Annotated in this window: 13 protein-coding genes; 5 read left to right on the plus strand and 8 right to left on the minus strand. The window is 42.6% G+C overall.

Annotation, left to right across the window (positions count from 1 at the left end; genetic code table 11):
- Positions 1-146: 146 nt before the first annotated feature.
- Positions 147-1,250 carry a mechanosensitive ion channel family protein gene (locus AC0L6H_RS21100; RefSeq protein ID WP_473391370.1) on the plus strand — a complete coding sequence of 368 codons (1,104 nt, stop codon included), beginning with the start codon at positions 147-149 and terminating at the stop codon, positions 1,248-1,250.
- Positions 1,251-1,265: 15 nt separating this feature from the next.
- Here AC0L6H_RS21100 and AC0L6H_RS21105 read toward each other — a convergent pair whose 3' ends face one another.
- Positions 1,266-2,105 (minus strand): DUF6671 family protein, encoded by an 840-nt coding sequence (locus AC0L6H_RS21105; RefSeq protein ID WP_473391371.1) that lies wholly within the window; start codon positions 2,103-2,105, stop codon positions 1,266-1,268.
- A gap of 237 nt (positions 2,106-2,342) precedes the next feature.
- Between AC0L6H_RS21105 and AC0L6H_RS21110 the strand changes: the two genes are divergently transcribed.
- Complete coding sequence (locus AC0L6H_RS21110) at positions 2,343-3,983, plus strand: acetolactate synthase large subunit (protein WP_473391373.1); 1,641 nt, start codon at positions 2,343-2,345, stop codon at positions 3,981-3,983.
- A gap of 35 nt (positions 3,984-4,018) precedes the next feature.
- Complete coding sequence (locus AC0L6H_RS21115; protein ID WP_473391374.1) at positions 4,019-5,455, plus strand: aldehyde dehydrogenase family protein; 1,437 nt, start codon at positions 4,019-4,021, stop codon at positions 5,453-5,455.
- Positions 5,456-5,545: 90 nt separating this feature from the next.
- On the opposite strand, the gene AC0L6H_RS21120 is transcribed toward AC0L6H_RS21115, so the two are convergent.
- The 3 genes from AC0L6H_RS21120 to efp form a co-directional block, all read right to left on the minus strand.
- Entirely contained in the window at positions 5,546-6,970 is a 1,425-nt protein-coding gene (locus AC0L6H_RS21120; protein ID WP_473391376.1) for a TonB-dependent receptor, read from the minus strand.
- Positions 6,971-7,192: 222 nt separating this feature from the next.
- The gene (epmA, locus tag AC0L6H_RS21125) at positions 7,193-8,203 is read right to left on the minus strand and encodes an elongation factor P--(R)-beta-lysine ligase (RefSeq protein WP_473391377.1); all 1,011 of its coding nucleotides are present in this window, start codon (positions 8,201-8,203) and stop codon (positions 7,193-7,195) included.
- Between the two features lie 48 nt (positions 8,204-8,251).
- A complete protein-coding gene (gene efp / locus AC0L6H_RS21130) occupies positions 8,252-8,821 on the minus strand; it encodes an elongation factor P (protein WP_473391378.1) in 570 nt (189 codons plus the stop codon).
- Between the two features lie 35 nt (positions 8,822-8,856).
- Between efp and epmB the strand changes: the two genes are divergently transcribed.
- Positions 8,857-9,960 (plus strand): EF-P beta-lysylation protein EpmB, encoded by a 1,104-nt coding sequence (gene epmB / locus AC0L6H_RS21135; RefSeq protein ID WP_473391380.1) that lies wholly within the window; start codon positions 8,857-8,859, stop codon positions 9,958-9,960.
- 3 nt (positions 9,961-9,963) lie between these two features.
- Here the strand turns inward: epmB and AC0L6H_RS21140 are convergent, their stop codons facing one another.
- Positions 9,964-10,140: a hypothetical protein gene (locus AC0L6H_RS21140; RefSeq protein ID WP_473391381.1), complete on the minus strand. Its 177-nt coding sequence runs from the start codon at positions 10,138-10,140 to the stop codon at positions 9,964-9,966.
- 90 nt (positions 10,141-10,230) lie between these two features.
- On the opposite strand from AC0L6H_RS21140, the gene AC0L6H_RS21145 reads away from it, so the two are divergent.
- Positions 10,231-10,539 carry a hypothetical protein gene (locus AC0L6H_RS21145; RefSeq protein WP_473391382.1) on the plus strand — a complete coding sequence of 103 codons (309 nt, stop codon included), beginning with the start codon at positions 10,231-10,233 and terminating at the stop codon, positions 10,537-10,539.
- A gap of 33 nt (positions 10,540-10,572) precedes the next feature.
- Here AC0L6H_RS21145 and AC0L6H_RS21150 read toward each other — a convergent pair whose 3' ends face one another.
- From AC0L6H_RS21150 to AC0L6H_RS21160, 3 genes are all read right to left on the minus strand, one after another.
- Positions 10,573-11,442 carry a TraB/GumN family protein gene (locus tag AC0L6H_RS21150; protein ID WP_473391384.1) on the minus strand — a complete coding sequence of 290 codons (870 nt, stop codon included), beginning with the start codon at positions 11,440-11,442 and terminating at the stop codon, positions 10,573-10,575.
- A gap of 155 nt (positions 11,443-11,597) precedes the next feature.
- Positions 11,598-12,227, minus strand: coding sequence for a uracil phosphoribosyltransferase (upp, locus tag AC0L6H_RS21155; protein ID WP_473391385.1), 630 nt, complete (start codon positions 12,225-12,227; stop codon positions 11,598-11,600).
- Positions 12,228-12,270: 43 nt separating this feature from the next.
- Complete coding sequence (locus AC0L6H_RS21160) at positions 12,271-13,551, minus strand: hypothetical protein (protein WP_473391386.1); 1,281 nt, start codon at positions 13,549-13,551, stop codon at positions 12,271-12,273.
- Positions 13,552-13,610: the final 59 nt, after the last annotated feature.

Genomic DNA, 13,610 nt, shown 5'->3' on the forward strand with positions numbered 1-13,610 from the left:
AGTAGACTTGCACCTTAAGTGGTGCAAGCCCCACTGTTATTTAAAATTTTTATATATTTTTCAACAAGTTAAATCATGGTTTAAATGATGCATAAGACCTCGTAAGGCTTTTCAAAACGCACTAAGTGTTAGCGCAAGGAGCATCAATGGCGTTTCTCCACGATTTAACAAATTGGCTAGATAATCATGCACCCTTATCGCTTGTAGGCATCTTAGTATTTTTTAGTACATTTACTCCTTTGTGGTTTATTAAACGAATGCTTTTTATGTATTTACAAGCATTGTTTCGACGTAAAGCCTTCTCTTGGGGTGAGCTTTCGCTGAAGGCGTCTCAACGGCCATTTACTATACTGCTACTCGCTTTTAGCCTCTTGGTTTCACGCCAATATATGTTGATTTACGACAGTCTTTCTGAGGTCTGGTCTGAGCAATTACACCTATTAAGTCAAATTGTTTTAATCGTGGCTATCTTGCTTTTCGTCGACAGTTTTGCGCGTGGTACTCTTGAGTATTGCACTCGTGACAGCCGTTCTATGCGCTCGAGTCGTATTTTGCTACGAGGTATACTGCGGATCACGGTATATATCATAGGCCTGTTGGTAATACTGAGCACGTTGGGGATTTCTGTAACGCCAATTATTGCGTCATTAGGGATAGGTTCACTTGCTGTAGCATTGGCGCTACAACCCACCTTAGAAAACTTTTTTTCAGGTATTCAAATGCTTGCGGATAAGCCTATTCGCGTAGGTGATTTCATTGAATTAGATTCTGGTGAGCAAGGTTTTGTCGAGAAAATTGGTTGGCGCTCTACTTGGATAAAAATGCTACCTAATAATATTATCATTATGCCAAACAGTCTGTTAGCGCAATCGAAGGTAATAAACTATTACTATCCAGAAAAACAACTCTCTGTGCCTGTAGATGTTGGTGTGCATTATGACTCTGACCTTGACCACGTTGAACGCGTTACCTTGGAGGTTGCTAAGGAAATACTACATAGCCACAAATGGGGGGTTGAAGACTATGAAACCTTTGTGATTTATACTGGTTTTGGCGATTCCAGTATCAACTTAACAGTCATGCTAAGAGCTCATGAATATTTTAACCGTTTTTTTATTCGTTCTGCTTTTATCAAAGCCTTACATCAACGCTACGCGAAAGAAGGAATTGTGATTCCCTATCCAATTCGCGCGGTAAATTTAAATCAAGAAGGGGCTAGCTCAGTTATGGCACAGAAACCCGATAAATAGGGCCTTGCTTTGATGCTAAGGGTTACAAAAACCACAATAAAAAGCGCTGGCTGATTTAGGGCTCGTTGTCGGTGGTTCCGCATAGCCACAAAAATCGCAAGTACAACTCGCCTCGCTGATGCGATTTGTTGCTTGGCCACATAGTTCGCAAGCTAAATAGCTTATGTTCTCGGCTTTCATTTTAGCCACAAAATCAGGCGAAGCACATTGTGGACATAACGCCTTTAATCTAAGAACTAAGTCATGCGCGGCTACTTTAATTACGTTTTGTCGCCAAGGACAATGCATTGCCCTAAAATCGGGTTCTAAATACACTGGAAATTGTTTGGCATTTGCGATCACGTCTTCTGGACTTAAGCCTTTAACCCACTGTTGATCTTGTTTGAGCATCCATTTTTGACTAGATTGCTCAATATCAAGTTCTTGGCCACCTTGGTAACGCGCAAATTCTGATGCAAGTTCTTCACGCGTTCGCGCTTCTATTGCGCCTAAGGGTACTCCTTGTTTAGCACTAGCAATAATCTCTATATGCTGTTTGGTATCGACAAAGGCAATAAATTCCTCGTCAAGCACTCCCAAACCCATCACTGAATTAAAGCTACCTTCACTGCCTAGGCCTTGCTCTAAGCCCGTTAATTCACAAGCCAAATACGCTTTTCTTATAGCGCTATTTACGGCTGAAACTTCTCGTAATATCTTATTGTCGAAGGTACCTAGACTATCGGTATCAAATTTGTCAGTATGAATCAGTGATGTAGTAAACGCTGATTGCAAGATAGGTGAAAGTATATTTTGTTTATCATGCTTGGTTAGCAGTGCTATTTTTGTGTGAACAATAAAATTTTTTGCAACCATAAAAAGGACGTTTCTCTCTTTCCATTGCTAACGCTATCGTCTTTGCCCGAAAAAGTGTAGTCAATAATTGTTTGTGTTAAGTTAAGCACATTAGCAAAATCGAGGCAAAGCATCATTTACCCTATCGACAATCTACGAGTGCAGCGTAATAAAAACATGCCCCTAGGACAAGCACAGTGGCAACTGCACTAACGACATTTACCCTTAATCCAGCAACAACAAAATAAGAGGAAAAGAATGAAAGCATCAGATCTTATGGTCAAAGCACTTGAAGCCGAAGGGGTTGAGTACATTTTTGGTATTCCAGGTGAAGAAAACCTAGACTTACTGGAGTCTTTGCGCAAATCAAACATTAAGCTAGTCCTCACACGTCACGAGCAGGGCGCAGGATTTATGGCGGCAACTTATGGTCGCTTAACGGGTAAAGTAGGTGTGTGTTTATCTACCTTAGGACCGGGGGCTACTAACTTAGTGACCCCAGCCGCCTATGCACAACTTGGCGCGATGCCAATGTTAATGATTACCGGCCAAAAACCAATAAAAACCAGTAAACAAGGTCGTTTTCAGGTCATTGATGTTGTAGATATGATGCGCCCTATTACCAAATATACTACCCAAGTCGTTAGTGGTGACCGCATTCCATCAGTGGTGCGTGAAGCATTTAGACTAGCCAGTGAAGAACGCCCTGGCGCTGTGCATATTGAGCTGCCTGAAGATATCGCTGACGAGCATACCTCGGTCCCCATACTCAAACCCAGCATGGTGCGCAGGCCGATTGCCGAATATAAAGCAATTAAAGCCGCCGTGACGATGATAGAGGAAGCTAAATCTCCTGTATTAGTGATTGGTGCAGGTGCCAACCGAAAACTGACCTCAAAGATGCTGCGTGAATTTGTCGATAAAACCGGCATTCCTTTTATTACTACCCAAATGGGTAAAGGGGTACTTGACGAAACCGATGTAAAATTCATGGGCAACACAGCACTATCGTCAGGTGACTTTGTACACCGCGTCATCTCGCGTGCCGATCTTATTATTAACGTTGGTCATGACGTGGTTGAAAAGCCACCCTTCTTTATGGAAGCAAACGGACAACAAGTCATCCATATCAATTTTGAGACCGCTGCGGTCGACCCAGTCTACTTTCCACAACTTGAGGTTGTTGGTGACATAGCCAATAGTATTTGGCAAATTAAAGAAGCAATAGATGCAAAATGTAAATGGGAACTAGACTTTTATAGTGATGTGCACGACGCGTACATAAAACACAGAGACGAAGCCCAAAACGATGATCGTTTTCCTATATTACCCGAGCGCATGGTAAAAGCAGTCCGCTCTGCTATGCCCAAAGATGGAATTGTTACCCTAGATAACGGTGTGTACAAAATTTGGTTCGCCCGTAATTACCCTGCCGCTATGCGTAATACGCTTTTACTAGACAATGCCCTTGCGACTATGGGCGCAGGTCTACCTTCAGCGATGGCAGCAAAAATCGTCTATCCAGATCGCCCTGTCGTTACAGTATGTGGTGATGGTGGCTTTATGATGAATAGCCAAGAAGTAGAGACCGCGGTGCGTTTGAAATTGCATATTGTCATTATTATCTTGCGCGATGATGCATATGGCATGATTAAGTGGAAGCAAAGCAACATGGGCTTTGACAATTATGGCCTTGATTACGGCAACCCCGATTTTGTGAAGTACGTTGAAAGCTACGGCGGCAAAGGTTGGCGAGTTGATGCAGCAGAGCAGCTTCAAGGACAAATAGAAAAATGTTTAGCCGAGCCTGCCGTGCATCTTATTGATGTTCCGGTGGACTACAGCCTAAATGATGAAACGCTAAATAAAACAATTCGTAAACTCAGCAGTCAACTATAATTAGTTTGCACTGAAGAAAACAAAAAGGAGAAACCATGAAGTTAGCCATAAAATACCCTTATTTTCTTGCCAACAAAGCGGTGTTTGCGAATACCGATTTAGAAGTGACGAATAAATTTTCGCAAGAAGTCGCGACCAAAGTTGCACTTGCCGATGCAGATATCATTGATAAAGCAATAGCGGCGGCCGAAGCAGCGCAACCTGCACTAAATAAAATGCCTGCATATAAACGCCAACAGATACTTGAACACTGCGTAACACGTTTTAAAGAACGTTTTGATGAATTAGCCTATGCTCTGTGCATAGAAGCAGGCAAACCCATTAAAGATGCACGCGGTGAAGTGACGCGCTTAATCGATACCTTCAAAATAGCTGCAGAAGAAGCCGTACGTATTGGCGGCGAAGTACTTGAATTAGAAATAACTGAGCGTGCGCGCGGTTATTCGGGTATGACCAAACGTGTCCCTATTGGCCCTTGTTCGTTTATATCGCCATTTAACTTCCCACTGAATTTGGCCGCTCACAAAGTAGCTCCTGCAATCGCTGCAGGCTGTGCATTTGTATTAAAACCGGCGAGTCGTACTCCGCTTGGCGCGATAATTATGGGAGAAGTGCTGGCCGAAACGGATTTACCTGAGGGCGCGTTTTCAATTTTGCCTTGTAGCCGTGACGGTGCCGATTTATTTACTACCGACGAGCGCTTTAAGCTCCTAAGTTTCACCGGCTCACCTGATGTAGGTTGGGCATTAAAAGCGAAAGCAGGTAAAAAACCAGTAATTTTGGAACTTGGTGGTAATGCTGCCTGCGTTGTAGATCACGACACTGACATCACCGATGCAGTCGAGCGAATCGTGTTTGGAGCCTACTATCAAAGCGGCCAAAGCTGCATCAGTGTGCAACGCGTCATTGTTCATAGCGACGTATATGATGAATTTAAAAAGGCCTATGTTGATAAAGTCAGTAACTTAGTGCATGGCGATCCCCTAGATGAAGACACCTTTATTGGTCCAATGATTGCGGAGTCTGAAGCTAAGCGACTCGAATCGTGGGTAAATCAAGCCATAGAAAAAGGCGCTACATTGTTATGCGGTGGTAAACGTGATGGTGCAATGTTACAAGCCACTATTTTGGAAGACGTACCCAATGAATGCGATGTAAACAGTGAAGAAGCCTTTGGCCCAGTATCGGTGATTAGCCGTTTTACTGACTTTGATGAAGCCTTGAAGGAAGTTGATAACAGCCAATTTGGCCTGCAAGCTGGCATTTTCACGCGCGACATCTACAAGGCCCATCAAGCCTGGGACCAACTAGAAGTAGGCGGCGTAGTTATTGGCGATGTACCTAGCTGGCGAGTAGATAATATGCCCTATGGTGGAGTCAAAGAATCAGGTTTGGGCCGAGAAGGGATTCGCTACGCGATTGAGGATATGACTGAAATTCGCTTAATGGTATTACGCAATCCCAAACCTTAAACACTAAGGCATTAAAAAAGGTCTTTGAACATGCTCAAAGACCTTTTCAACGTATTGTGAAGTGCGTATCGCTTAAACGATGTTTGCTACTTATTTACGAGGCTTCTTAAATCCAAAGAAGCCATGCTCAACGATATGCTCAGCAACCAATTTAGGCACCGCTTTCTCCCACTTTCCTCTTCCAGCTTTGAGCTGTTTAAGGACATCTCTGGAGTAAATTTCTAATAATGCTTTGTCGCTTGTATCCAAGCCCTGTAAAAAATCATTTTCAAGAAGGTGTCGGTACAAAAAGCGCAAGTGCTCTGTCACTTTTAAGTTGCTGATGTCGCGCAGTTCGCCTTCATTGTTAAGCTCAGGATAAATGAACATTCGCGTATCGTCGGCGAATAATTTACCGAAACCTTCTAAAATACCGCCTTCAACCCCACGATATGAATCTTCATCAAAGATTTGCTTAAGATTAATCATACCCACCACTATACCAATTTTCATTTTGGTGTACTGACGGAAATAAGCACGCAACGAGAAATAACGCGTATAGTCCGAAATCATGACGTTGTAGCCCAGTGAGTTTAATAATTGCACTCGCTGGACTAAGTCTTCTTCAGGCACATGGTTGTCGTTACCGCGAGCATCATTCAACGATATCTCGGCAATGGCGACGGTATTTTCTTCATTTATTCCAGCCTGATCAAAAAAGGCTTTTTTACCTTGCTCAATCATGTCAACGTTTAGATTAGTCACCGGCCTAAAGGAGCCCCTGATGGTTATCACGTTTTTCTTATAGAGCATTTCTGCCGGAACACAAATGCTGCCATCAGGTCTAAACATGATAGCCCGTGTTTTCCAACTTCTAATAAGATGAAGGTTAATCGCACGGTTGTCTAAATCTTCAAAATACGGCCCAATAAATTCTATTGAATCAATTTCAATTCTGTCGGGCTTAATGTTGTCGGTCAAAGAATCAATCATCATCTTTGGGTTTTCAAAATAGTAATAAGCCGCGTAAATCAGGTTAACACCCAGTATCCCAAGGGCTTGCTGCTGGGCTTCAGCGTTGTCGTCGCGCATACGCACGTGGACTTTAATATTTGATGGCTCAGCGCCAGGATACATTTGAACACGAATACCGCACCACGCATGGCATTCATTTTGTCGATTAAAGCTTTTTGCAGCGACTGTTGCAGCATAAGCGAAATAACGTGAAGATTTTGAACGTACGTCACTAACGCGTTCAACGACCAAATCAAGCTCTTGCTCCATCATGGCTTTAACGCGCGCTTTACTGACGTAGCGACCGTCATTTTGAACGCCATAAATCGCGTCTGAGAATTTCATGTCATAGGCAGACATGGTTTTAGCGATGGTACCCGCCGCAGCTCCTGCTAGAAAAAATTGACGAGCAACCTCTTGGCCTGCACCGATTTCAACGATAGTGCCGTATTTTTTATCATCAAGATTTAGGCGCAATGCTTTTTGCGACGTAGAGCGAGAGCTGACGTTTTTATGTTCCATTATAACTCCGAAAATAAAGATAATTTCATACAGTTTTCAATACATTAGGGCCTGTGTAAAATCATACAGCAAAGATCAACAGGCGGTTTCTATTTTACCCTAATTTATCGGTTAATAGCGCATATCAATGAGATAATTTTGTTTCAGCGCGATTTACTTCTACTCAAGTCTAAATTTAATGAGGCTGTATTTTTTCAAAAGGTCCTCATAATGACAGGTATCTTAACAATTACGGTGACTAAAACTCATTACATCTTCAATCTTGTTTTTATTCAGGGCCAGCATAAGGAGGCGATCAATGCCCAGTGCAATGCCCGAACAATCTGGCAGTCCTGCATCTAAGGCTGCCATAAAATGCATGTCTATTTTTTGACTGGGCAAACCTAAGGCCTGACGTTTTTTATTGTCTTGTTCAAAACGTTTTCGCTGCTCATCAGCGTCACTTAACTCTTCAAAGCCGTTAGCTAATTCAATTTGTCGATAGTAAAGCTCAAAGCGATTTGCTGTTTTACCGTCACCGCTTAGGCTTGCTAATGAAGCTTGGCTAGCTGGGAAATGGGTAACAACGATGGGATAAGCTTGACCAATATTCACTTCTATTGAAAGACTGAATAAAACCTGAAGTAAGCTATCTTTTAGCAATATATCGCTTTGCAGAGCGTCAGTTTCGTGAATATTCGATTGCAGTGAACTGACATAATCACCAAGGTCTTGGCTTTTGCACGTATCGATTAGAGCTTTAAGGGTGATAGTAAGTGGATTAATACCAAGATATTTTTCAAACAACTCTACATATGACGCTTGTTCAACCTTTTCAACCTGCAGCACAGACATTAAAAGTGCTTTGGTTTCGTCTATCAATGCTTGCATTGAAAAACCAAGGCGATACCACTCAAGCATAGTAAATTCAGGATTATGCAAACGCCCGACTTCATCGTCACGAAAGGATTTACATAGTTGAAATATATCGCCACTGCCAGCAGCAAGTAAGCGTTTCATTGCGTACTCAGGAGAGGTTTGGAGAAATAATTTGCGAGCGTTGTTACTGCCTGGGGGCGTATGTAGCGTATGCAAGGCAAGCAAATAAGGGTCTGTAATCGTATTTGCTGACAAACACGGTGTTTCTACCTCGAGTATATTACGCTCTCGGAAAAAGTCCCTGATACGTGCAATAAGTGCTGCACGTTGGTGCAGCACTTCAATACTTGCGGTGGGTTGCCACAAAGCGCTCATACTTTTAAGGTGATGCAGCCGTTATAAACGGCTCGCGAGATAATCGCTTTATTTTTGAGCACGTGAGGCATACTCGCCACTACGAGTATCAACTTTTACCACTTCGCCTGTTTGCACAAACAATGGTACACGAACCACAGCCCCTGTCGCTAAGGTTGCTGGTTTACCGCCAGTTCCTGCGGTATCGCCTTTAAGGCCAGGGTCGGTTTCGACAATTTCTATTTCAACAAAGTTTGGCGGCGTGACCACAATTGGGCTACCATTAAACAAAGTTAAGGTACAGATATCGTTTTCAACAAGCCATTTTACGTTCTCACCTACTGCTTTTTCATCTGCTGCAATTTGTTCGAAGGTTTCGTTATTCATGAAATGCCAAAACTCACCATCGGTATATAGATACGCCAGCTCAGTATCAATGACGTCTGCACCTTCAACGGTTTCGCCAGAACGCCACGTTTTTTCAAGGGTTTTCCCTGAAACAAGCTTGCGAATTTTAGTGCGGTTGAAGGCCTGGCCTTTGCCTGGCTTTACGTACTCGTTTTCTAAAATGTTGCAAGGCTCGCCATCTAGCATTATTTTAAGGCCAGCTTTAAATTCGTTTGTGCTGAAATTAGCCATTCAATCCTCTGATTCATTGGGTCAATAATAAAAACATGCTGATAATACCTAAAAAAACGCCTGCTGTAGAGACTCATTGGCAAAAAGAATTAGCTAATTCGTTTACAACATTGCAATCACTACTCGATTATTTAGAAATAAATCCTTGTTCTATCCCCAGTGGTCTTGATATAGAACACCTTAACGCAAGTAATAAAGTTCTACTAACGCAAGTGCTGAACCCGAGCGACAAACTAGCGTCTCATGAACAAGCACGCACACTTTTTCCTATGCGCGTTCCAAAGCCCTTTGCCGCGCTTATGCAAAAGGGAAATTGGCATGATCCATTACTTCAACAAGTCGTCCCTCAAAACGCAGAATTTATTGACCGCCCTGGGTTTGTAATCGACCCACTGCAAGAGCAGGGTGCCAGCACGCCAGGTCTAATTCATAAATATCAAAGCCGCATACTATTGATTGTAAGAGGCGGTTGCGCGGTAAATTGTCGCTATTGCTTTCGCAGACACTTTCCTTACCAAGAGCATCATCTAGGTCAGGCGCAATACCAAGAGGCACTTAACTATGTCAAACAAGACACTCGCATAAACGAAGTAATCTTTTCTGGCGGTGATCCCCTGATGGCTAATGATCAACAAATTTTAAGGTTAGCCAAACAAGTAGATGAAATACCGCATGTAAAGCGTCTACGCATACATACACGCTTGCCAGTTGTGATTCCCGCAAGAGTTAGTGACGATTTGTTAGTGGGTTTGTCTACGCTACGAATAAAACCGATTATGGTCTTACATGTTAACCATAAAAACGAAATAGGCGAACATTTAAAACGCAAAACACAAGCGCTTAGCCGAGCCGGAGTAAGCTTATTAAATCAATCTGTATTATTAAAAGGTGTGAATGATCATGCGGATAGTATCTGTGACTTGAGTGAAGCCTTGTTTGATGCTGATATTTTGCCCTACTACTTACACATGTTTGATCCAGTAAAAGGAGCATCGCATTTCGATGTGAGTAAAGCGCAAGCAAAAGCCATTTTGGCAGAATGTATAAAGCGCTTACCGGGCTTTTTAGTGCCCAAGCTAGTTCAAGAACTGCCAGGACAACCCGGTAAGACACCAATAGACTTAGGACTCGAACCGTAATTGCTAGGCATAAGTGTTTAACAAACCACCTACACTAGCATTACTTGGCGCAGCAACCGCCTGTGCCGATTCCAGCAGTTGTAACACTGCTTGCCCTTCTTGCTTTTGCTGATTGTTTGCCATTTGGGCAGACTTCACCATCAGCGTATGAGCAACGCCAGATGCACCTTGGATATCCATAGCGCTTCCTTTTTCTATATTTGCTTGTAGCAAAAACTAAATGCAGGCACAATTGCCCACCTCGAAAATATCGGCAGTTAAAGGAGTTTCATGAATAAAATAATAGAGATGTTAAACGAGAATTTACGGGTAATTTATCGCAAGTCGGTTGATGCTGACGCCGCCCTACAAGCCTTGCAAGCGAAAGGAAAAGGCAAGTTTGAAGCCATTTTCAGTGAAGGTTCTGGTTTTAGCACGCGGGATAAACGTTTTGGGCCTTATGTAGAAGAACTGGCTGGTGAAATAGCCCCTTTGGCAGAGGCTGAGCAAGAAACTATAAACCAAGCCTTACCGCCAATAGTTAAGAAGATGGAGCTTTTATTAACCACCCTCGCCCAATTCAAACAGACTTTAAAATAACTAAGTTATGGCTAACTAAGCTTCACATATGGGCTACATTTTTTCGACGGTATAGCCTTTCTTTTCTAACTGCGTTAGCACACCATCTTTGCCCGGCAAATGAAGCGCACCAACTAGCACAAACTCGGTGCCTTCATCGCCAAACATCGTATCGATTGTTTCCATCCAGCGATTATTCCTGTTGACCAATACAAGTTCGTATATGTCGTGATAACCATCAAATCCTTCCATGCCTAATTTCGCAAGTGTGTCCATGTCACCACTGCGCCAGCTGTTATGCAGCCCTGTGACGACAACATCCACATTTTTAATTTCATCAAGGGTATAGTTTATTAAGCCATTTGGGTCGTCGTTATCAAAAGCATCGATTATGGCAAGTTGTTCATCGGGCGTCTCAAACCATGCTATGGTTTTGTTGTCGTCAATCGCTTTGTCATAAAAATGTTTATCGACTCCTTCTGCAACAAAGCCTCGCGCTTGATACTCCATTATCGTAATTGTGAGCATAACGCCGGTTGGGTTTAAAGCGTTCAGTTGCATCGGGTCGAGCTGGCGAGACTTTGCATACTCGGCAAAGCGTGCATAGGTTTCCTCATTCAGGCCCGTTTTTAATGTCTTCCCGTCTTTGTAAAGTATGACCTCCAATGATTTCGATTGGAACTCAGGCGTTTCTAGGACGCCTAAGTCTGTCTCAAAATAAACTTCATCAGACTCCGCGTAAGCTTCGTTAAACGCCTTTGGCAATGGATAGTCTTTCTCAGTGAGTAAATGAAACGTACCGCCAATATAGATTACATCCTCACCTTTTGAGACTTTAAACACAGGGGCTGCCAGTGCACTATTTACGGTGACTAATGTGAGAAGTGAAAATGCGCATAATGCGCTACTAATATATTTTTTCATGTAAAGCCTTATCAGCATCGCCTTTATATCTGAGGAACACGGCGCGCCTTTCTTAATATCATAATTATTGATACGTATCGTATGTTTAAAGGTATCATCCCTTTGTACTTATTTGTACCAATACTTGTTTGCCGTATAAATTAACGAGGATTTCGTCATTGTGTGCCAAATATTTTGTCACCGGCGTCGCCTAAACCGGGCAAAATATAGCCTTGTGCATTTAAACATTCATCTATTGCTGCAACATAAATATCAATATCAGGATGTGCTTGTATGACCTTATCAATGCCTTCAGGAGCGGCAACTAAAAACAAACCGAGAATGCGTTTGCAGCCTTTTGCTTTTAACAAATCAATAGTGGCGTTTAAGGTTCCACCAGTGGCTAACATGGGGTCGATAATTAGACCTATTCTTTGATCAATATCTTTTACAACCTTATCAAAATAGGCAACCGGCATTAATGTTTCTTCGTTACGATACAAGCCAACCACGCTAATTTTTGCATTTGGAACAAGTTTGAGTACTCCATCGAGCATGCCAAGTCCAGCACGCAATATAGGGACTACCGTAATCTTTTTGCCTTGTATTTGTTGGATATCAATCGCTTCGCCTGTCCATCCTTTTATACTTTTGTGCTCAAGGTCTAAGTCACGCGTCGCTTCGTAAGTCAGCAAGTTGGCGACTTCGCTGGCAAGCTCTCGAAAGTCTTTACTACTTATGCCATAAGCTCGCATAAGACCCATTTTGTGCTGAATAAGTGGATGCTGTATTTGATGTATTGCCATAGTATTTCCTAAATTGTTTTAAGCTCGAGAAATAAAACACGACTTAAGGAGAAATAGCTAGCCTATCAATTCGAGCGTTAATTTCAGAAACGACTTGCTGATAAGCTTCACTATCAACTTCACCAAATTGGGCAGTAAATTGATTTTTACTTAAGCCCTCTTTAAGTCCAGCAATATCTACCATAAATAAAGCTTCATTAGCAGCGCTTTGCATGACTGCTTGGAGCCGCTGAGCACTTTGAGGGTTTACCGCTAAATCGGCAAAATGAGCTCCTGATAAATCAGCTGCCAAATCAATAAAGCTATATCCCGAGCCGCCTTTTCCTCGGTCCATTAACTCTTTGAATTCACCAACCGCAATACTAATACCTTTTTGCGATAAAAGCTTTATTGCTGCTGAAAATATAAAGTGAAGGCTCAAATCTTGTCTATTGTGAAGTACAGGTCGCGGCGATGCGCTGGGTATTTTGTCTATCGCAAAGCTAAGGTCCCCAATGAGTGCCGTAAACCGTGGACTCCCTGCGTAAATAGCGACCGCTAATATCGCGGCTTCATTTTCAAGCGTTGCCGAACCTTGTTGACTCAATACCGCGGCTTCTTTCATCACTGCGTTAAGATAAATTGCTAAAGAAGGAATTTTTGCGTTTTTAGGCCCGGGAGGCACATATAAGTTATCGAGCAAACGTAAATAGTGCGCAATTCTAATTTTTAACACGCGCGTATCTTTGTCGCTCCCACCTGTTTCGATGTTTTGGAATTCTCTTAACAAAGTATCGATAGGCGCTAAATTAACTTGCATCCCATCATCCACAATAATGACCGACTCCACTGTTTCAATCGCTTTAGTAGCGACTTTAGAAGAGGTGTAAGTGTTTACTAATGATTCAGCACTCCCTAAGGCGAACTGACCCGGTAATGGCAAATCACCCAGGGTGACGGTATCTAATTGCAGTCCTTTTCCGGCCTTTATCTGCGCTTCAATATTAAAGTAGATTGGCACCGCACCTGTACTTATTGCATAGGTACCAGCAATAATCACCATATCGCTGGTAAAACTAACTTGGGCGTTTGCTTTATCTAAGGCTCTGTGCAAAAAACCGGCGAGACTGTTGGCTTGTTTTGAACTGACATTTAATTGCTGGGCTACATATCGGCTACGCACACTTCGACGAAGTTCATTGATAAGGGGCTGAACACTATCAGCATTATTTACTTGTTCAGTAGGACTCACCTCAATATTAGGCGATGTATCAAAAACCAAGACAATCAGCAAAGCTATCAGAACTAATAGCGTAAGCATCGCCGCTTTTAAGATTTTTAGCATGTTAAGCCTTTGTTCGCATATATTGGATTTCCTGCTATGCAGCGCACGTTTCAAATAGG

It is taken from the genome of Glaciecola sp. G7-5 (assembly GCF_055808975.1).

Bases quoted from the DNA above. Each gene is read 5' to 3' on its own strand.
- AC0L6H_RS21100 (WP_473391370.1), top strand. From the start codon at position 147: ATGGCGTTTCTCCACGATTTAACAAATTGGCTAGATAATCATGCACCC.
- AC0L6H_RS21105 (WP_473391371.1), bottom strand. From the start codon at position 2,105: ATGGTTGCAAAAAATTTTATTGTTCACACAAAAATAGCACTGCTAACC.
- AC0L6H_RS21110 (WP_473391373.1), top strand. From the start codon at position 2,343: ATGAAAGCATCAGATCTTATGGTCAAAGCACTTGAAGCCGAAGGGGTT.
- AC0L6H_RS21115 (WP_473391374.1), top strand. From the start codon at position 4,019: ATGAAGTTAGCCATAAAATACCCTTATTTTCTTGCCAACAAAGCGGTG.
- AC0L6H_RS21120 (WP_473391376.1), bottom strand. From the start codon at position 6,970: ATGGAACATAAAAACGTCAGCTCTCGCTCTACGTCGCAAAAAGCATTG.
- epmA (WP_473391377.1), bottom strand. From the start codon at position 8,203: ATGAGCGCTTTGTGGCAACCCACCGCAAGTATTGAAGTGCTGCACCAA.
- efp (WP_473391378.1), bottom strand. From the start codon at position 8,821: ATGGCTAATTTCAGCACAAACGAATTTAAAGCTGGCCTTAAAATAATG.
- epmB (WP_473391380.1), top strand. From the start codon at position 8,857: ATGCTGATAATACCTAAAAAAACGCCTGCTGTAGAGACTCATTGGCAA.
- AC0L6H_RS21140 (WP_473391381.1), bottom strand. From the start codon at position 10,140: ATGGATATCCAAGGTGCATCTGGCGTTGCTCATACGCTGATGGTGAAG.
- AC0L6H_RS21145 (WP_473391382.1), top strand. From the start codon at position 10,231: ATGAATAAAATAATAGAGATGTTAAACGAGAATTTACGGGTAATTTAT.
- AC0L6H_RS21150 (WP_473391384.1), bottom strand. From the start codon at position 11,442: ATGAAAAAATATATTAGTAGCGCATTATGCGCATTTTCACTTCTCACA.
- upp (WP_473391385.1), bottom strand. From the start codon at position 12,227: ATGGCAATACATCAAATACAGCATCCACTTATTCAGCACAAAATGGGT.
- AC0L6H_RS21160 (WP_473391386.1), bottom strand. From the start codon at position 13,551: ATGCTAAAAATCTTAAAAGCGGCGATGCTTACGCTATTAGTTCTGATA.